Origin of the sequence: Streptomyces sp. NBC_00209 (assembly GCF_045206345.1) — a bacterium.
Taxonomy (GTDB): Bacteria; Actinomycetota; Actinomycetes; order Streptomycetales; family Streptomycetaceae; genus Streptomyces.
In genome coordinates this window covers 977,725-996,365 of the sequence record NZ_CP108121.1, presented here as the reverse complement: position 1 = coordinate 996,365, position 18,641 = coordinate 977,725, and the positions used below count along the sequence as shown (strand labels likewise).

Genomic DNA, 18,641 nt, shown 5'->3' with positions numbered 1-18,641 from the left:
TCCGGCGGATCGAGCCGGACAGGCCCCAGCCACGACGGGGTGACACGGGCGGCCCCGTGCGACCGGTCAGGCCGGGCGTTGCAGCACCACCATGCTCCGGCCCACCAGCGTCACCCGATCGCCCGCCGCCACCTTCGGCCCGGCCCCGGGCAGCACCCCGGCCGGGCGCGCGGTGTCCACGACGGCGTGCCACTGCCTGCCGTGGTTGACGGGCACCGCGAATTCCAGGGTCTCGGCGCTCGCGTTGAACATCAGCAGGAACGAGTCGTCGGAGATCCGCTCCCCGCGCGGCCCCGGCTCCGAGATGGCGTGCCCGTTCAGGAACACGGTCAGGGCCTTCGCGTGGGCGGCCTGCCAGTCCCGCTGGGTCATCTCCTGTCCCTCGGGCGTGAACCAGGCGATGTCGGACAGCTCGTCGTGCGTGCCCTCCACCGGGCGGCCGTGGAAGAACCTGCGGCGGCGGAAGACCGGGTGGTCGCGGCGCAGCCACACCATCGCCCGGGTGAACTCAAGGAGGCTCATGTCCTCGGCGTCGCCGTCCGCCTCGGCGTCCTCGTCCTCGCCGTCCGCGCCCACCGCGGCGGCGGGCTCCGGCCAGTGCACCCACGACAGTTCGTTGTCCTGGCAGTAGGCGTTGTTGTTGCCCTGCTGGGTACGCCCGAACTCGTCGCCGTGGCTGAGCATCGGCACGCCCTGCGACAGCATCAGCGTGGCGAGGAAGTTGCGCATCTGACGCTCGCGCAGCTCCAGCACCTCGGTCCGGTCCGTCTCGCCCTCGGCGCCGCAGTTCCACGACCGGTTGTGGCTCTCGCCGTCCCGGTTGCCCTCACCGTTGGCCTCGTTGTGCTTGTCGTTGTACGAGACCATGTCGTGCAGGGTGAAGCCGTCGTGGCAGGTGGTGAAGTTGATCGAGGCCAGCGGGCGCCGCCCGTCGTCCTGGTACAGGTCCGAGGACCCGGTCAGCCGCCCGGCGAACTCGGCCAGCGTCCGGGGCTCGCCCCGCCACAGGTCGCGGACCGTGTCCCGGTACTTGCCGTTCCACTCGGTCCACAGCGGCGGGAAGTTCCCCACCTGGTAGCCGCCCTCGCCCACGTCCCACGGCTCGGCGATCAGCTTGACCTGGCTGACCACCGGGTCCTGCTGCACCAGGTCGAAGAACGACGACAGCCGGTCCACCTCGTGGAACTGCCGGGCCAGCGTGGCCGCCAGGTCGAAGCGGAAGCCGTCGACATGCATCTCGGTCACCCAGTACCGCAGTGAGTCCATGATCATCTGGAGCACGTGCGGCGACCGCATGAGCAGCGAGTTCCCGGTGCCCGTGGTGTCCATGTAGTACCGCTGGTCATCGGTCAGCCGGTAGTACGAGGCGTTGTCCAGCCCCCGGAACGACAGCGTGGGCCCCAGGTGGTTGCCCTCGGCGGTGTGGTTGTAGACCACGTCGAGGATGACCTCGATGCCCGCCTGGTGCAGGGCGCGCACGGCCTGCTTGAACTCCAGGACCTGCTCGCCCCGGTCGCCCCAGGAGGCGTAGGCGTTGTGCGGGGCGAAGAAGCCGATCGTGTTGTAGCCCCAGTAGTTGTGGAGTCCCGCGTCCGCGAGGCGGTGGTCCTGGACGAACTGGTGCACCGGCATCAGCTCGATCGCCGTGACGCCCAGCTCCGTCAGATGGGCGATGATCTCCGGATGCGCCAGCCCGGCGTACGTGCCGCGCAGCTCCTTCGGCAGCCCCGGATGGAGCATCGTCAGGCCCTTCACATGGGCCTCGTAGATCACCGTGCGGTGGTAGTCCGTACGGGGGCGCCGGTCGTCGCCCCAGTCGAAGTACGGGTTCACCACGACCGAGGTCATGGTGTGCGGGGCGGAGTCGAGATCGTTGCGCGCGTCGGGCTTCCCGAACGGGTAGCCGTAGACCGCCTCCCCCCACTTGATCTGCCCGGACACCGCGCGGGCGTACGGGTCGAGGAGCAGCTTGGCGGAGTTGCACCGGATGCCCCGCTGCGGCTCGTACGGGCCGTGCACGCGGAAGCCGTAGCGCTGACCGGGCATCACCCCGGGCAGATACGCGTGCCGGACGAACGCGTCGGTCTCTCTCAGCTCCACCGCCGTCTCGGAACCGTCGTCGTGCAGCAGGCACAACTCGATTCGGTGGGCGGCCTCCGAGAAGACCGCGAAATTGGTCCCGGCGCCGTCGTACGTGGCACCGAGCGGGTACGCCTGTCCCGGCCACACCTGCATGGATTCGACTCTTCCCGTCCTGCCGCGGTCGCTCGGGTGAAATGCGGGACCGCCTGGGCCCCGGCCCAGATCTTCCCCGAAAGAGCGCGCCTTACCTAGGACGTCGGCCGGTCGGTCAACCTCGTGCCTCTCCGTGTCGCCCGGAACCGGCCTCCGGCCGGGTCCATGTCCGAGCTGTCCGTTTCGTGGCCCTCGCTGGGGTGTTTAATCCCTATGAATCCGCTCACTCCCGTCGAAGCCGGCGACCGGAACAGGTTTGATTCCATGGGGAGTTGGTAAAGGAGCCTGCGCATCCGGCTGCACCGGCTCCCGCTCCCGGAGTACCCTTCCTTGATCGTTGGTGGGGGAGTGGAAGGCGGTGCGTGGGTGAGCTCGGGAGGGTTCGAGCTGCCCCCGGGTGACGCGGGTCACGAGGGGGACGTGGCCGAGGTCCCGCCCGGGGCGGTATCGCTGGCACAGCCCCTGGAGATCGGTGCGGAGCTGGACTGGGACGCCGACGCCTGGAGCGAGGTGCGCACGCGCGCCCAGCGGGCCGGGCGCGCCTATATCTGGCTGAATCTGGTCGAACAGCGGCTGCGCGCCGTCGTCGCCGCGGTGCTCCGGCCGATCTACGAGCCCGTCCACGGCGAGGACTGGGTGGTGGCCGCCGCCGGGCCCGCCGGACAGGAGTGGGTGCAGCGCGCGGTCGCCGTGCGCGAGGTCTCCCGCCGCAAGGGCTATCTGCTCGACCCGGCCGACGACAACGTCCTCAGCTTCCTCACGCTGCCCCAGCTCCGCGAGCTGATGGTCCAGCACTGGCCGTGCTTCGAGCCGTATTTCGACGACCGCCGCGATGTCGAACTGGCGCTCGATGAGCTGGAGGTCGCCCGCAACGTCGTCTCCCGCAACCGCGCGCTCAACGAGGCGGTGCTGGCCCAGGCCGAGCGGGCCTCCGCCCGGCTCCTGGAGATGCTCGGCAGCGGCGCGGGGGTGCCCTCCGCGGACCGGCTCCCGGTCGACGCGGTGGAGGAGCTGGTCGGCGACCGGTACGCGGACGTGGTCTCCGTCCACTCCGACCGGGTGCGCCTCCAGCGCCAGCTGCCCGCCGAGGACCTGTTCGGCGACGCCCGCAGGCTCGACGCGATCGGCATCGGGCTCAACCTGCTGGTGCAGAACTTCTCCGGACGCCGCCTCATCCGGCTCGCCGAGTCCGGCTGCCGGATCCGGCTGCTCTTCATCAACCCGGCCAGCAGTGCGGTCAAGCGCCGCGAGCGGGAGCTCGGCCTGAAGAAGGGCGAGCTGAGCCGGTCCGTCGAGATGAACATCCTGCACACCCGCCGGGTGCGCGCCAAGCTCCGCGACCCGGACGCCTTCCAGATCCACGTCTTCGACGAGACCCCGCGCTTCACGGCCTACCTGGTGGACGGCGACGGGGCCGACGCGGTGGGGGTCGTCCAGACCTATCTGCGCCGGGCGCGCGGGATGGAGGCGCCGGTGCTGGTGCTGCGCGGCGGCGGGCGTGCGGTGGTCCGGGCGGGGCAGGGGTACGAGCACGGGCTGTTCGAGACGTACCGCGAGGAGTTCGAGTCGGTGTGGACGGACTCCCGGCCGGTCTCCTGAGCGGCGTTGTCAGTGGCCCGTGCGAGGGTGGTCGTCATCCGGGGGAGCACCACGAAGGAGGTACGGGATGAGCTGGCACCGGCACGCGCTGGTCGGCTTCGATCTGGAGACGACGGGGACGGACCCGCTGGAGGCCCGGATCGTCACGGCCGCGGTGATCGCGGTGGACGACCGGGACGGTGAGCCGGTCGCCCGGCACACCTGGCTGGCCGACCCGGGCATCCGCATCCCGGCCCAGGCGTCCGCGATCCACGGCATCAGCAGCGAGCGGGCGGCGGCGGAGGGCCGGCCCGCGCGCGAGGTGGCCGACGAGATCGCCGACACGCTCGCCGGGTACTGGCGCCGGGGCGTCCCGGTCGTCGCGTACAACGCCGCGTTCGACCTGACGCTGCTCACCGCCGAGTTGCACCGCCACGGGCTGCCCCCGCTCGCCGACCGGCTGGGCGGCGCGCCCGTCGGCCCCGTCATCGACCCGTACACCATCGACCGGGCGGTCGACCGCTACCGCAAGGGCAAGCGGAATCTGGAGGCGGTCTGCGTCGAGTACGGCGTGGTGCACGGCGGCGCCCACGACGCGGCGGCGGACGCGCTGGCCGCGGTCCGCGTGGCGTACGCGATAGCCGCCCGCCACCGCGCGGTGGCCGAACTCCCGGCGCCCGCGCTGCACGCCCGCCAGATCACGTGGCACGCGGAGTGGGCGGCGGACTTCCAGCGATTCCTCCGCCGCAAGGGCACCCCGGACGCGGTGGTGGACGGCCAGTGGCCGGTGCGGCTGCCGGTCCGCACGACGGCCTGACCCGCGTGTTGTCCTCAATCGCCGGACGGGCTTGATGTGGCCGTCCTTGCGGCGAGTCAGCCTCGCGTCGGCTGGTCGCCGGACTGGCTTGGGTTTCTGCGCCGATCCCAGCCGCGGGAGAACACGACCGGCGGCACAATCAAGCCCGTCCGGCGATTGAGGACGCACGCTGGTCCGGCACGCCGGGGGCACCCAGCCGACTCAGAACGGATACCACCGCACAGACGCGTCACCGTCCCGCAGGGACGCCACCCGGCGCCGGAACTCCGCGAGAGCGGCATCGTTCACGGGCGCATGCTGCGCCACCCACGCACAGCTCGCCGTCTCCCGCGCCCCCCGCAACACCCCGCACCCGTCCCACTCCCGTACATCCCACCCGTACGCCCGGGTGAACGCGTCATACGCGTCCGCCGCCAGCCCGTACCGGTCGCGGGACAGCGCGAGGACCACCAGGTCGTGTTCGCGCAGATCCGAGGAGAAGGTCTCCAGGTCCACCAGGACCGGCCCGTGCGCCCCGACATGGACGTTGCGCGCCAGCGCGTCCCCGTGGATCGGCCCCGGCGGGAGATGCGGGACCAGCGCCGCGGCCGCCGCCGCGAACCCGTCCCGCCGCTCGCGCAGATACGCCGCGTCCGCCGGATCGATCGCGTCGCCCGCCAGCCGCAGCCACCGCTCGACGCCGCCCAGCAGCTCCCGGCGCGGCAGCGCGAAGTCCTCCGGCACGGGCAGCGCGTGGACGGCGGTCAGCAGCGGGGCCAGGTCGCGCGGCTCGGCGGGCCGCACCGCCTCGGGCAGCCGGTGCCACACGGTCACCGGATGCCCCCTGACCAGCCGGGCCCCCTCCTCGGCGGCTCGCACGGCGGGGACGCCGGAGGCCGCGAGCCACCGGGCGACGGCCACCTCGCGCTCGGCGCGTTCCAGCAGCTCGGGGTGGCGCACGGCGTCCCGGCCGACCTTGACGACGAGCCCGTCGACCGTGAACACCGCGTTCTCGCCGAGCGCGATCAGCTCCGCGCCCCCGGGGACCCCGGCGGCGGCCAGCACCTCGCGCGCTTCCATCTCGTTCATGGTCCGATTTTCGCATCCGTGCAGGTTGCCTTGACGAACCGGCGGCCCGTCAGCACGATGACGGAGGCCACCTGAGCGGCCAGAACGGCAGCAAGCCGATCGAACGACGCAAAGGGGGCGTAAGTATGACATTGGCGAGTGCAACCGTGGGATCCGGGCGCCACGGACCGCCCGGCAAGCGCACCGGCAAGCGCACCGACGACCGGCTCGACCGGGGCGCCGGAACCTGGTTCCTGGTCCTGCCCGCCCTCATCCCGATCCTGGTCCTGAGCGTCGGCCCGCTGCTCTACGGCATCGCGCTGGCCTTCACCGACGCCCAGTCCGGCCGCACCCGCGCCACGCAGTGGATCGGCACGCTGAACTTCCAGGACCTGCTGCACGACGGGCCGTTCTGGGAGTCGTTCCGGATCGGCCTGGTGTGGGCGGTCGGTGTCACCGTTCCGCAGTTCGTGCTCGCCCTCGGCCTGGCCCTGCTGCTCAACGAGAACCTGCGGATGCGCTGGCTGGCCCGGGCCCTGGCGATCATCCCGTGGGCGATGCCCGAGGTCGTCGTCGGCATCATGTGGCGGCTCGTCTACAACCCGGACGCCGGCATCCTCAACGAGACCATCCGCGACCTGGGGCTCGGGGACGGCCGGGACTGGCTCACCGGGCTGGCGACCGCGCTGCCCGCCGTGATCGTCGTCGGCGTCTGGTCCGGCATGCCGCAGACCACGGTCGCCCTGCTGGCCGGGCTCCAGAACACCCCGCACGAACTCCACGAGGCCGCCGCGCTGGACGGGGCGGGCGCGTGGCGACGGTTCCGCACGGTGACCTGGCCCGCCATCAGGCCGGTCGCCCTCTCCATCACCGCCCTCAACTTCATCTGGAACTTCAACTCCTTCGCGCTGGTCTACGTCCTGACCAACGGCGGCCCCGGCGGCCGCACCCGGCTCCCGATGCTCTTCGCGTACGAGGAGGCGTTCCGCTACGGGCAGTTCGGCTACGCGGCCGCGATGGGCTGCGTCATGGTCGCCGTGATCTCCGTGATCCTCGCCGTGTATCTCGCCGGGCGGCTCAGGGGAGGCGACGACCGATGAGCATGCGTACCAAACGGTCCGTGCGCGCCGGGCAGTACGTGGCGCTCCTGTGTTACCTGGTCTTCCTGGCGTTCCCGTTCCTGTGGCTGATCTCCACCGCCTTCAAGCCCGCGCCGGAGCTCGGCTCCCTGCACCCGACCTGGATTCCGCAGCACCCGACACTCGACAACTTCCGGCAGGCGTTCGATGAGCAGCCGCTGCTGCGGGCCGCCGCCAACTCGCTGATCGCCGCGCTCTCGGCCGGGCTGATCGCCGTCCTGATCGCGACCCCGATGGCCTATGTGATGGCCCGCCACCGCACCCGCCTCGCCACGGCCGCCACCGGCTGGGTCGTGGTCAGCCAGGCGTTCCCCTTCGTCCTGCTGATCATTCCGCTCTTCCTGGTGCTGAAGAACCTGCACCTGATCAACACCCTCTGGGGCCTGGTCCTGGTCTACGTGGTGTGGGCGCTGCCCTTCGCGCTGTGGATGCTCGTCGGATACGTACGGGCCGTGCCGCGCGAGCTGGAGGAGGCGGCGGCGGTCGACGGGGCCGGGCGGCTGCGGACGCTGGTCTCGGTCACCGCCCCGCTGCTGGCCCCGGGCATCGTCGCCACGGCCCTCTTCGCGTTCATCACCGCGTGGAACGAGTTCTTCTTCGCACTCGTCCTCCTCAAGACCCCGGAGAAGCAGACGTTGCCGGTCGTACTGACGCACTTCCTCGGCGCCGAGGGCGCCAGCGACCTCGGGCCGCTCGCCGCCGCCGCGTTCCTCGCCACCCTCCCCTCACTCGTGCTGTTCGCGGTGATCCAGCGGCGGATCACCGGCGGCATGCTGGCCGGGGCGGTGAAGAACTGATGGGCACGCTGGTACGCACGGCTGCCGCGGCGGCCACCGCGCTCGCCCTGCTGCTCACCGGCTGCGGCGCGAACGGTGACGGCGAGGCGGACGGGAGGATCACCCTCCGCTTCCAGTCGCTGGCCTGGCAGAAGGAGTCCGTCGACATCAACAAGCAGCTGGTGAAGGAGTGGAACACGGCCCACCCCGACATCCGGGTCGAGTACGTCCAGGGCAGCTGGGACAGCGTCCACGACCAGCTCCTCACCTCCTTCGAGGGCGGCGAGGCGCCCGACATCATCCACGACGCCTCCGACGACCTCGCCGACTTCGCGTACGGGGGCTATCTCGCCGACCTCCGCCCGCTCCTGCCGAAGGGGCTGACGGACGGCATCCCGCGCGACAGCTGGGAGACGGCCACCTTCGACGGCGGGGTGTACGGCGTGCCCTTCCTCCAGGAGCCCCGGGTCCTGATCGCCAACACCAAGATCCTCAAGGCGTCCGGAGTCCGCATCCCGACTCCCGAGAAGCCGTGGAGCTGGACGGAGTTCCGGCAGGTGACCAAGGAGCTGACCGGCGAGGGCCGTTACGGAGTCGCCTGGCCGCTCAAGGAGCCGGTCTCCGTCACCCTCAACCTCGGCCTCTCGGCGGGCGGCGAGCTCTTCCACCGGGGCGCCGACGGCAAGGTGACCATCGCGATGGGGGAGGGCGATCAGGTCGTCCCGGGCACCATCCACGACCAGGTCAACACCGACCACAGCGCCGCCCGCACCGCGCTCGGCATGGGCGGCGGCGACACCCTGCCCGGCTTCTTCGGCGGCAAGTACGCGATGGTGCCGCTCGGGTTCTCGTACCGCCAGCAGATCGTGGAGCAGGCGCCGAAGGGCTTCGAGTGGACGGTGCTGCCCGCCCCGGCCGGACGGGAGGGGCCGGCCCAGGGGGTGAGCCCGCAGACCCTGTCCGTCGCCGAGGACAGCCCGCACAAGAAGGAGGCGGTCCGGTTCGTCGACTTCCTGCTGCGGCCCGCCAACATGGTCCGGCTGGCCAAGGGGGACTGGATGCTGCCCACCGGCACCGAGGCGCTGGCCGACCCCTCCCTGCACACCGCGGACCGGGGCTGGGCGACCGGCGCCGCGCTCGCGGGGGCGCTGCGGTCCGCCCCGGCCCAGTCGGTGCGCGGCTACCCCGAGTGGAAGGACAAGGTGGCGACGCCCGCGCTCCAGGAGTACTACAGCGGAGCGATCGACGCGGCCGAGCTGAAGAAGCGTCTGGTGACCGACGGCAACCGGGTCCTGGCCCGCTACCAGCGCTGAACGCGCGGGCCCTCCTCCCGGCGTCCGGGAGGAGGGCCCGCGTACGGCAGGGGGTCAGACGCCGACCCGCTCCGGCTCCTCGTCGCCGCGCGCCGGTGCGGACGGGACCGGCTGGTCGTCGTACGACTCGTCGTGCGTCATGTCCGGCAGCCACCGCAGCCACTTCGGGAAGTACCAGTTCCGCTCGTCCAGCAGGGCCATCACGGCCGGGAGCAGCACCCCGCGGATGATCGTCGCGTCGATCAGCACGGCCGCCGCCAGGCCGACGCCCATCTGCTTCATGGACTGCATCGACAGCGTCCCGAAGATCGCGAACACGGCGACCATGATCACGGCGGCGCTGGTGACGACCCCGGCCGTGGTGACCACGCCGTGGGCGATGGTGTCCCGGGTGGTGCGGCCCTGGAGGCGGGCCTCACGGATACGGGAGACCACGAACACGTGGTAGTCCATCGAGAGCCCGAAGAGGATCACGAAGAGGAACAGCGGCAGCCAGGAGATGATCGCGCCGACGCCCTCCGCGCCCACCAGCGAGGCGCCCCAGCCGTGCTGGAAGACCGCCGTCAGGATGCCGTACGCCGCGCCCACCGAGAGCAGGTTGAGGACGATCGAGGTGATGGCCACGGTCAGCGAGCGGAAGCAGAGCAGCATCAGCAGGAAGGCGAAGACGACCACGAAGGCGAAGACCGGCACGACCGAGCCGACGATCTGGTCGTTGAAGTCCTTCGACCCGGCGACCTGCCCGGTGACCGGCGCCTCGACCCCCGCGACCTTGCCGAGCGTCGCCGGACGCACGGTGTCCCGCAGCAGGTCCAGGCTCTTCTCGGCCTTCTTCTGGTCCGAACCGCCGACCAGCGGTACGTCGATGACCGCGACGTTCTCCGCGTCGTGCGTCACGATGTCCACCGGGCCCTTCGAGGCCCCGGAGGAGACGGCCTGCCTGCGGAACTCCTCCAGCGCCTGGCGTACCGGCGCCGCTCCGATGTCGTCGGCCTTCACCACGACCTGCGCCGGGTCGGCGCCGCCGGGGAACGCCTCGTTCAGCCGCTCGTAGGTCTGCACGATCGGCAGGGAGTTCCCGAACTCCTGGTCCAGGGTGAGGTTCTGGGTGTGCATGCCGAGCGCGGGCAGCGCGATGGCGGCGAGCGCCCCGGCGGCGACCACGAGCGCGGTCCAGGGGCGGCGCAGCACGGCGGTGAGCACCGCGCGCCAGACGCGGCTCTCGCCGTCGGCGCCGCCGCGCTCCGAGCGCTTCAGGCGGTTCAGGAACGGCACCCGGCCCTTCTCGACCCGCTCGCCGAGCAGCGAGAGGAGCGCGGGGAGCACGGTGACCGAGCCGACCATGGCGACGGCGACGACCATCAGCGAGGCCAGGCCCATCGCCTGGAACTCCGCGATGCCGGTGAAGAGCATGCCCGCCATCGCGACGCAGACCGTCACACCGGAGACGACGATGGCGCGCCCGCTGGTCGCGGCGGCGATCATCAGCGCGGTCCGGGCGTCCCTGCCCTTGGCCCGCTCCTCGCGTTCCCGGCGCAGGTAGAACAGGCAGTAGTCGACGCCGACGGCCAGACCCACCAGCAGCATCACCGAGTTGGCGGTGTCGCTCATCGGCTGGAAGTGGCTCACCACGCCCATCAGGCCCATGGTCGCCATGATCGCGGTGAGGGCGAGGGCGACCGGGAGCAGCGCGGCGACCAGCGCGCCGAAGGCGATGAGCAGGATGCCGAGCGCGACCGGCACGGCGGAGAGCTCGGCCCGCTGGAAGTCGCTCCCGAAGGCGTCGTCGAACGTCTTGCCCATGCTGGCGCCGCCGATCTCCTCGATCAGCAGCCCCTCGTGCGCGCCGTCCACCTTCTCGACCGCTTCCAGCACGGGCGCGACGCGCTCGCTCGCCGTCTCGGGGTCGCCCCTCATCTCGAACTGCACGAGCGCGCTGTGCCCGTCGGCCGAGATGGACGTGGTGGTGTACGGCGAGGTGACGGCGGTGACCTCACCGGTGTCCTGCACGGCCCGGATGACGTCCTTGACGGCCGTCCGGAACTCGGCCGACCCGGCCACCGCCCCGTCCTTGCCCTCCGACTGGATGAGCACGGTCTCACCGGCCGGGTCCTTGAGCCCCGCGTCCTCGATGATCCGCACGGCCCGGCCCACCTCGCCGGACATCTGCTCGCTCTCCTTGACGTCGACCCGGCCGGCCGCCGAGCCGAGCCCCATGGCCAGGACGACGAACAGCACCCAGATCGTCACCGCCGCCCAGCGGTGCCGGGCGCTCCAGCCGCCCGCCCGGGCCGCGACGCCCCGCACCCGCGGCCCCCGCGTCCGTGCCGCATCCACATTCCCCATGACGGGCCTGCCCCCTTGTGAACGGCACCGGCCCCTCGCCGTCGCCTCCCGATTCGAAGGTAGGCGCGGCATAAAGCGAGTGCGTCATGCTCTCCGGCGAGGCGGGGGCGGCCCCTCTCCGCCCTGGGGACGGGGCGTGCCCCCGAGAAGGAGGATCGAAGCCCCTTACACGTAAAGGTGATCGGCGTATCAAGGGGCTCCTGCGACCGTCCTGTGACGAAAAGTTGGCGAGTGCGGCGGAGCTGTAGCGAGGTCTTGATCTGCGCGCGTCAATCGGTCAGGGTTTCGAACCAACCCCCGGAGATCTTCCGGCCGGGGGCCAATCCCCCCACAAAGAATGACGAGGAGACCCCTCTTCATGGCCATTCACAAGCGCGCACGCCGGTTCAAGCTGACCGCCTCCATCACCGCGGTCGCGGCCGCCGCCGGCGTCACCCTGCTGGGCACCCCGTTCGCCGGAGCGACACCCGCTCCGGCCATGGGCAAGGTCTACGGCGCCGACGCGGCGACCGCGGTCTCCGGCAGCTACATCGTGATGCTGGACCAGAAGGCGGACAAGGCCGGGCTCGCCAAGGAGTACGGCGGAAAGCTGAAGCGCAACTACAGCTCCGCCATCAACGGCTTCTCCGCCAGCGGCCTTTCGGAGACCGAGGCCAAGCGGCTCGCCGCCGACCCGGCCGTCTCGAAGGTCGTCCAGAACAAGAAGTTCCACATCGACGCCACCCAGGACAACCCGCCGTCCTGGGGCCTGGACCGCATCGACCAGACGGAGACCGCGGGCGACAACGCGTACACCTACCCGGACAGCGCGGGCGAGGGCGTCACCGCCTACGTCATCGACACCGGGGTCCGCACCACCCACGAGGAGTTCGGGGGCCGCGCAAGCTCCGGCTTCGACGCCGTCGACAACGACGACAGCGCCGACGACGGCAACGGCCACGGCACCCACGTCGCCGGCACCATAGCCGGGTCGACCTACGGCGTCGCCAAGAAGGCGAAGATCGTCGCCGTCCGCGTCCTGGACGACTCCGGCTCCGGCACCACCGAGCAGGTCGTCGCCGGCATCGACTGGGTCACCGAGCACCACGAGGGCCCGTCCGTCGCCAACATGAGCCTGGGCGGCGGCGCGGACGAAGCGCTCGACGCGGCCGTCCAGAAGGCCATCGCCTCCGGCGTCACCTTCGCGGTCGCCGCCGGCAACGAGTCCAGCGACGCCGGCGAGGGCTCCCCGTCCCGCGTGCCCGAGGCCATCACCGTCGCCTCGTCCACCGTGGACGACGAGCAGTCATCGTTCTCCAACTACGGCTCGGTCGTGGACATCTACGCTCCGGGCTCCGACATCACCTCGTCCTGGAACGACAGCGACACCGGCTCCAACACCATCTCCGGTACGTCGATGGCGACCCCGCACGTCGTCGGCGCGGCCGCCGTCTACCTGGCCGGGCACCCGGACGCCACCCCGGACGAGGTCGCGACGGCCCTGACCGAAGGGGCCACCCCGGACGCCATCAGCAACGCCACCGAGGGAACGGCGAACAAGCTCCTGAAGATCGTCGAGTAACCGCGCAACCGGCCGGCGGCCACCGCGCTCTCCCCCACGGGGCGCGGCGGCCGCCCGGTCCGCGATCCCCGTTCTACGCTTGCCCCATGACAACCGTTGCGGGCGGGAGGCGGGAATGACCGGACCGGCGCCGGGCGTGGCCGCGGCCATCGAGGGGGAACTCCGGCTGCTGGACCCCCTGGTCCGGGCCTCCGCCGACCTCCTCGACCAGGTGCTGCACCCCGACTACCGCGAGGTGGACACCACCGGCCGCCACTGGGAGCGGGACACGATCATCGACCTGCTCGTCTCGGGGCGGGCCCCGGGGCCGGGCCGGCTCACCGCCTCACTCATGCGGGGCGTGCACCTCGCGGACGGGCTCGTCCACCTCACCTTCGACACCGAGGCCAGGAACAAGCGCGCCCACCGCAGCTCGCTCTGGCGGCTCACCCGGGCCGGCTGGCTCCTCTACTACCACCAGGCCACGCCCTTCGACGCCGCGCCCTCCGAGGTCAGCCCCGGGGCGTCCGCCGCGCCCGGGCCGCCCACCGGCCGTCCGTCCGGCTGATACGGACCGGGTGGCCGAAGCACTCGCTGACCAGGTCCGTGGTCAGCACCTCGTCCGCCCCGCCCGAGGCCAGGCACCGCCCGCCGCGCAGCAGCATCGCGTGGGTGGTGGAGGCGGGCAGCTCCTCCAGATGATGGGTGACCAGCACGGTCGCCAGCTCCGGGTGCTCCTCCCGCAACGCGTCCAGGCTGTCCAGCAGCTGTTCCCGGGCGGCCAGGTCGAGCCCGGTCGCCGGCTCGTCCAGGAGCAGCAGCCGGGGCTGCGGCATCAGGGACCGGGCGATCAGCGTACGGCCGCGCTCACCCTGTGACAGGGCCGGCCAGCGCGACCCCGTCTTGCCGCCCATCCCGAGCATCGTCAGCAGCCGCTCCGCCCGCTCCCGCTGCCCCGGACCCGGCGACCAGCGCGGCACCGGCTCGACCGAGTTCGTCAGACCGGTCAGCACCACCTCGCTCACCGTCAGCGGGGAACGCAGCGGATGGCGCGGATTGACATGGCCGAGCAGCGTCCGCAGCTCCCGCAGGTCCACCCGCCCCAGCGTGCGGCCCAGCACCTCGACCGAACCCCGCGTCGGATGCGTCACCGCCCCGAGCAGCCCGAGCAGGGTGCTCTTCCCCGCCCCGTTCGCCCCGAGCAGCGCCCAGTGCTCCCCGCCGCGCACGGTGAGCGAGACCGCGTCGAGCAGGACGTTTCCGTCGCGTACGAGAGAGACCTCGTCGGCCCGGATGACCGGGACCGGGGCCGTGGCGACGGAGGGGGACAGGGGTGCGGTGGTGGTCACGTGCGGCTGCTCCTTCGTACGGGCGCGAGCGCTCATCCGCGCACCGCGAAGCCTATCCGTGGCCCGTACACCCTCCGCGCCCGGCACCTGTCGCCTTTCTTCAAGACCGGCGGCGCACGCCCGCCTAGGTTGGGGTGCATGAAGAACGAGCACGCCCACATGACCGAATGCGCCGCCGAGGCCGCCCGCGTGGCCCGGGGCGTCACCGCCGCACAGCTGGACGCCACCGCCACCCCCTGCGCGGACTGGGACCTGCGCACCCTCGTCAACCACTGGGTCCTCTACACCTCGCACGGCATGGAGCACCGCGCCCGGCGCACCGAGATCCCCGAGGAGCTGATCGCCCGCGACTTCACCGCCGACACCGACTGGGCCGAGCGGTACGCCGCCCAGCTCGACCGGGCCGTCGCCGCCTGGTCCGACCCGGCCGTCTGGGAGGGCACCATCGGCGAGGGCGACTCCGCGTCCCCGGCCGCCGACACCGCCGCGATGCTCATCGAGGAGATCGCGCTGCACGGCTGGGACGTGGCCCGCGCCACCGGCCAGGAGTTCCGGCTCTCCGAGGAGGCCGCCGCGTACATCCTGGCCACCGTCGAGAAGACCGCCGCGCTCTACCGTCAGTACGAGGGGTTCACCGACGAGGTGGACGCCCCCGGCGCCACCGGATTCACCCGCGCCCTGGCGCTGAGCGGGCGCGACCCGCAGGGGACCGCCGGCTGAGAACGGCCCAGGCGGAGGGGCGCCGAATGGCCCGGGGGAGTGCGCCACCGGCTGGCTGGGCTCTTCGACAGCTTCCGGGTGCTCGCCGGCCACGCCGACTTCTTCGAGCTCAAGCGCACCCGTACGGGCGGCATCGACGTCGGCTGACCCGGGACCGCCGCGCCGCCCGGCTCAGGCGCTGACCGCGACCGGCCGCGCCGCGGCCGCGTTCGCCTCGTCGTAGCGGTCGAGCAGCAGCCGGGCCAGCTCCGGGGCCGGGCCCAGCACCCCGGCCAGTACGTCCGCGCCGGCCTCGGCCGCCCCCGCCGCGATGCGGTCCGGGAGGCGGCCGGGCGCGATCACATACGGGGCGACCGCCACGCGGCGGACCCCGTCGGCCCGCAGGGCACGTACCGCGTCCTCGGTACGCGGAAGGGATGCGGAGGCGAACGCAGGCCGCACGGAACACCAACCGGTGTGCCGCAGCTCCCGCGCGATTTCAGCGATCACTGCGATCGCCTCCGGGTCTGATGAGCCCGCCGAGGCCAGGACGAGCCCGGTCGAGCTTCGGTCGCCGGGGCGCACCCCGGCCTCGTACAGCCGCCGTTCCAGCGCGGCGTTCAGCAGCGGCGACGGGCCGAGCACCTCGGCCTGCCGGACCCGCAGCCGGGGCAGCGCCGCGCGGGCCTCGCGCAGCACCGCCGGGATGTCCGACTTGGCGTGGAACGCCCGGGTGAGGAGCAGCGGAAGCGCCACCACCTCGGGCGTGCCCTCGGCGGCCAGCCGTTCCAGGACCCGCGGCATCGAGGGCGCGTTGAAGTCCAGGAAGGCCGTCTCCACCCGGAGCCCCGGCCGCTGCGCCCGTACCCGCGAGGTGAGCGCGTGCACGGTCGCGGCGTGCCGCGGATCGCGGCTGCCGTGGGCGATGACGAGGAGGACCGGAGAGGACATGGAAGGCTCAGTTCTTGACGAGGAGACCGCGGCTGCGCAGCACCCACCGCTCCAGCGGGCTGAAGATGAGCAGGTCGATGGCGATACCGACGAACAGGATGAGGATGATGGCGAGGAAGATCCCCGGCATGTCCGCGTTGTTGCGGCCGTTCTCCATCAACTGCCCGAGCCCGAGGCCGAGATCCGGGGACGAGGCGATGATCTCGGCGGCCATCAGCGAACGCCAGGAGAACGCCCAGCCCTGCTTGAGGCCCGCCAGATAGCCCGGCAGGGCGGCCGGCATCACGATCAGCCAGGTGCCGCGCAGCCCGGTCGCGCCCAGGGTGCGACCGGCCCGCAGGAAGAGCGGGGGCACCTGGTCGACGCCCGAGACGAGGCCGTTGGCGATCGAGGGCACCGCGCCGAGCAGGATGACCGCGAACATCATCGAGTCGTTCAGCCCGAGCCAGATCACCGCCGGCGCCACCCAGGCCACCGAGGGCAGGGACTGGAGCCCGGACAGGATCGGGCCGATCGCGGCCCGGACGAACTTCACCCGGGCGACCACCAGCCCGAGCGGGGTGCCGATCGCGACCGACAGCAGGAAGCCGAGCAGACCGCGCGAGACGCTGGTCCACACCACCTCCAGCAGCGTGCCCTGCAGCCACATGTCGTGGGCGCTGTCCCAGACGGCGGACGGCGAGGGCAGCTTGTAGTCCTCGGTCACCTCGCCCCAGACGAGCAGCTGCCAGACGACCAGGACCAGGGCCACCGCGGTGAGCGGGGGCAGGACCTTGCGCAGCAGGACCTCGCGCACCGGGGTGCGCTGCACCTGCACCGCGTCCAGGGCGTCCAGACCGGCTTCGAGCCCGGCCAGGTCGTCCGGCTTCCGACTCCCGCCGGACCCCGCCTCGTCCGACTTGATGTCAGTGCTGGCCATGGCGGCGGATCTCCCCACGCAGTTGTTCGGTGATCTCGACGGACAGTTCCGCGACGGCGGTGTCCTCGATACGGCGCGGCTGCTCGATGTCGACCGTCCACTCACGGGCGATCCGGCCGGGGCGGGAGGAGAGCAGCACCACGCGCTCGGCGAGGCGGACGGCTTCGCGCACGTTGTGTGTGACGAAGAGGACCGAGACGTTCGTCTCGCGCCAGATCCGGGTCAGCTCGTCGTGCAGCACATCGCGGGTGATGGCGTCGAGTGCGGCGAACGGCTCGTCCATCAGCAGCAGTTGGCTGTCCTGGGCGAGCGCGCGGGCCATCGCCACCCGCTGCCGCATACCGCCGGACAGCTCGTGCACCCGCTTCCCGTACGCCCCGCCGAGCCGGACCAGTTCCAGCAGCCGCTCCGCCTCCGCGCGGCGCTGCGTCTTCGGCACCCCGCGCAGGCGCAGGGCCAGTTCGATGTTCTTGCCCGCGGTCAGCCACGGGAACAGGGCGTGCTCCTGGAACATCAGCGCGGGACGGCCGCCGGGGGTCTCGATGCTGCCCCCGGTCGGCCGGTCGAGCCCGGCCACCAGATTGAGCAGGGTCGACTTGCCGCACCCGGAGGCTCCCAGGAGGGTGACGAACTCGCCCGGGGCGACATCGAGACTGATGTCGTCCAGGACCAGCTGGCTTCCCGCGGGCCCGGTGAAGGACTTCGAGACATGCGCGATACGAGCGGCGTGCCCGACCTGGACACGGTCCTCGGCCTTGGTGAGGGTGTTCGCCATGGTCGTCACCTCCTGGGAGTCTTCGGGCGGCTGGTTACTTGACGCCGAGGCCGGCGTCGTCGGCCTCGGGCTTGCCCGCGGCCTTGAGGATCTCGTTGAGCGGCTGCAGGTCGTAGATGCCCTTGAGGTCGGGCTCCTCCAGCAGACCGGCCTTCACCGCGTGCTGGGCCTGCGCGTCGAGCGTCGCGGCCAGCGGGTCGTCGGTGATCTGGATCGACTTCCAGGCGGGGTCGATGACCTCGGCCGGCAGCTCCTTGCCGGTGAGCTTCTTCAGCGCGGCGTTCGCGGAGTCCTTCGCCTTGTCCGGGTTGGCGTTGATCCAGGCGTTCGTCCTCACCGAGCCGCGCAGCACGGCCTCGACCACGTCCGGGTGCTCCTTCAGGAACTTCTGCGACACGATGATGTTGGTGATCACGAACTTGTCGTCCGGCCACAGCGTCGACTCGTTCAGCAGTTCCTTCGCACCCTCGGCGACCAGCTTGGAGGCGGTCGGCTCGGGGACCCAGGCGCCGTCGATGGAACCGGAGCGGTAGGCGTCGGGCGTCACCTTGTTGTCCGTACGGACGACGGAGACGTCACCCTTGCCGCTCTGGGCGTCGACCTTCCAGCCCTTCTCGGAGATCCAGTTGAGGAACGCCACGTCCTGGGTGTTGCCGAGCTGCGGGGTGGCGATCTTCTTGCCCTTGAGGTCGTCCAGGGTCTTGATCTTCTTCGGGTTCACGACGAGCTTGACGCCGCCGGACGCGGAGCCGCCGATGATCCGCAGGTTCTGGCCCTTGGACTTGGTGTAGCCGTTGATGGACGGCGAGGGGCCGATGAAGCCGATGTCGATCGAGTTGGCGTTCAGCGCCTCGATCTCGGACGGGCCGGCGTTGAAGGTGGCGGTCTTGAGCTGGGTGCCGCCCAGCTCCTTCTGGAACAGACCTTCCTGGTCGCCCACGAGCGCGGTGGCGTGCGTGAGGTTCGGGAAGTACCCGATGCGCACGGTGTCGGCGGAGAGTTTCCTGCCGCTGGCCGCGTTGACCTTCTTGGCGTCGTCGTCCGTCGACTCGGAGCCGTAGCCGCAGGCGGTCAGAGCCACGGCCAGCAGGGGCAGCGCGGCGACGGCGGCGATACTGCGGCGACGCGTGGTACGGGGGGCAGGCACGGGAGGTCTT

General features: G+C 71.7%; 16 protein-coding genes and 1 pseudogene. 9 read left to right on the top strand and 8 right to left on the bottom strand.

Annotated features, from left to right (window positions below):
- Nucleotides 1-66 precede the first annotated feature (66 nt).
- On the bottom strand, nucleotides 67-2,235 hold the full coding sequence (gene glgX / locus OG867_RS04430; protein WP_328903094.1) for a glycogen debranching protein GlgX: 2,169 nt from the start codon (nucleotides 2,233-2,235) through the stop codon (nucleotides 67-69).
- A gap of 366 nt (nucleotides 2,236-2,601) precedes the next feature.
- On the opposite strand from glgX, the gene OG867_RS04425 reads away from it, so the two are divergent.
- Entirely contained in the window at nucleotides 2,602-3,834 is a 1,233-nt protein-coding gene (locus OG867_RS04425) for an SAV2148 family HEPN domain-containing protein (RefSeq protein ID WP_018100654.1), read from the top strand.
- Between the two features lie 67 nt (nucleotides 3,835-3,901).
- Nucleotides 3,902-4,630 carry a 3'-5' exonuclease gene (locus OG867_RS04420; RefSeq protein WP_406282954.1) on the top strand — a complete coding sequence of 243 codons (729 nt, stop codon included), beginning with the start codon at nucleotides 3,902-3,904 and terminating at the stop codon, nucleotides 4,628-4,630.
- A gap of 201 nt (nucleotides 4,631-4,831) precedes the next feature.
- On the opposite strand, the gene OG867_RS04415 is transcribed toward OG867_RS04420, so the two are convergent.
- Nucleotides 4,832-5,698 carry a phosphotransferase enzyme family protein gene (locus tag OG867_RS04415; protein ID WP_406282951.1) on the bottom strand — a complete coding sequence of 289 codons (867 nt, stop codon included), beginning with the start codon at nucleotides 5,696-5,698 and terminating at the stop codon, nucleotides 4,832-4,834.
- A gap of 125 nt (nucleotides 5,699-5,823) precedes the next feature.
- Between OG867_RS04415 and OG867_RS04410 the strand changes: the two genes are divergently transcribed.
- Genes OG867_RS04410 through OG867_RS04400 form a run of 3 tightly spaced genes read left to right on the top strand, consistent with a single transcriptional unit; the run spans nucleotide 5,824 to nucleotide 8,905 of the window.
- Entirely contained in the window at nucleotides 5,824-6,777 is a 954-nt protein-coding gene (locus tag OG867_RS04410; protein WP_406282948.1) for a carbohydrate ABC transporter permease, read from the top strand.
- The gene (locus tag OG867_RS04405; protein ID WP_406282945.1) at nucleotides 6,774-7,613 is read left to right on the top strand and encodes a carbohydrate ABC transporter permease; all 840 of its coding nucleotides are present in this window, start codon (nucleotides 6,774-6,776) and stop codon (nucleotides 7,611-7,613) included. Before OG867_RS04410 ends, OG867_RS04405 begins: the two co-directional genes overlap by 4 nt.
- Entirely contained in the window at nucleotides 7,613-8,905 is a 1,293-nt protein-coding gene (locus OG867_RS04400) for an ABC transporter substrate-binding protein (protein WP_406282942.1), read from the top strand. The genes OG867_RS04405 and OG867_RS04400 overlap by 1 nt, the downstream gene beginning before the upstream one ends.
- 54 nt (nucleotides 8,906-8,959) lie before the next feature.
- Here OG867_RS04400 and OG867_RS04395 read toward each other — a convergent pair whose 3' ends face one another.
- Entirely contained in the window at nucleotides 8,960-11,251 is a 2,292-nt protein-coding gene (locus OG867_RS04395; RefSeq protein WP_406282939.1) for an MMPL family transporter, read from the bottom strand.
- 358 nt (nucleotides 11,252-11,609) lie between these two features.
- Between OG867_RS04395 and OG867_RS04390 the strand changes: the two genes are divergently transcribed.
- Entirely contained in the window at nucleotides 11,610-12,812 is a 1,203-nt protein-coding gene (locus OG867_RS04390; RefSeq protein WP_406282936.1) for a S8 family peptidase, read from the top strand.
- Nucleotides 12,813-12,927: 115 nt separating this feature from the next.
- A complete protein-coding gene (locus OG867_RS04385) occupies nucleotides 12,928-13,359 on the top strand; it encodes a DUF4440 domain-containing protein (protein WP_406282933.1) in 432 nt (143 codons plus the stop codon).
- Here the strand turns inward: OG867_RS04385 and OG867_RS04380 are convergent.
- On the bottom strand, nucleotides 13,304-14,140 hold the full coding sequence (locus OG867_RS04380) for an ABC transporter ATP-binding protein (protein WP_406282930.1): 837 nt from the start codon (nucleotides 14,138-14,140) through the stop codon (nucleotides 13,304-13,306). The two genes, OG867_RS04385 and OG867_RS04380, sit on opposite strands and share 56 nt — an antisense overlap.
- A gap of 138 nt (nucleotides 14,141-14,278) precedes the next feature.
- Between OG867_RS04380 and OG867_RS04375 the strand changes: the two genes are divergently transcribed.
- Both OG867_RS04375 and OG867_RS04370 read left to right on the top strand, forming a co-directional pair.
- A complete protein-coding gene (locus tag OG867_RS04375) occupies nucleotides 14,279-14,860 on the top strand; it encodes a TIGR03086 family metal-binding protein (RefSeq protein ID WP_406282927.1) in 582 nt (193 codons plus the stop codon).
- 54 nt (nucleotides 14,861-14,914) lie between these two features.
- Nucleotides 14,915-15,007 (top strand): annotated as a pseudogene (locus OG867_RS04370) (disulfide bond formation protein DsbA); the annotation flags it as partial.
- A gap of 24 nt (nucleotides 15,008-15,031) precedes the next feature.
- Here OG867_RS04370 and OG867_RS04365 read toward each other — a convergent pair.
- From OG867_RS04365 to OG867_RS04350, 4 genes are read right to left on the bottom strand one after another with little or no spacing between them, the layout of a single operon-like run.
- The gene (locus OG867_RS04365; protein ID WP_406282924.1) at nucleotides 15,032-15,790 is read right to left on the bottom strand and encodes a sirohydrochlorin chelatase; all 759 of its coding nucleotides are present in this window, start codon (nucleotides 15,788-15,790) and stop codon (nucleotides 15,032-15,034) included.
- 7 nt (nucleotides 15,791-15,797) lie between these two features.
- Nucleotides 15,798-16,709: an ABC transporter permease gene (locus OG867_RS04360; RefSeq protein ID WP_328903106.1), complete on the bottom strand. Its 912-nt coding sequence runs from the start codon at nucleotides 16,707-16,709 to the stop codon at nucleotides 15,798-15,800.
- Nucleotides 16,696-17,484, bottom strand: coding sequence for an ABC transporter ATP-binding protein (locus OG867_RS04355; RefSeq protein ID WP_328903107.1), 789 nt, complete (start codon nucleotides 17,482-17,484; stop codon nucleotides 16,696-16,698). Before OG867_RS04355 ends, OG867_RS04360 begins: the two co-directional genes overlap by 14 nt.
- A 34-nt stretch (nucleotides 17,485-17,518) precedes the next feature.
- A complete protein-coding gene (locus OG867_RS04350; RefSeq protein WP_328903108.1) occupies nucleotides 17,519-18,631 on the bottom strand; it encodes an aliphatic sulfonate ABC transporter substrate-binding protein in 1,113 nt (370 codons plus the stop codon).
- Nucleotides 18,632-18,641: the final 10 nt, after the last annotated feature.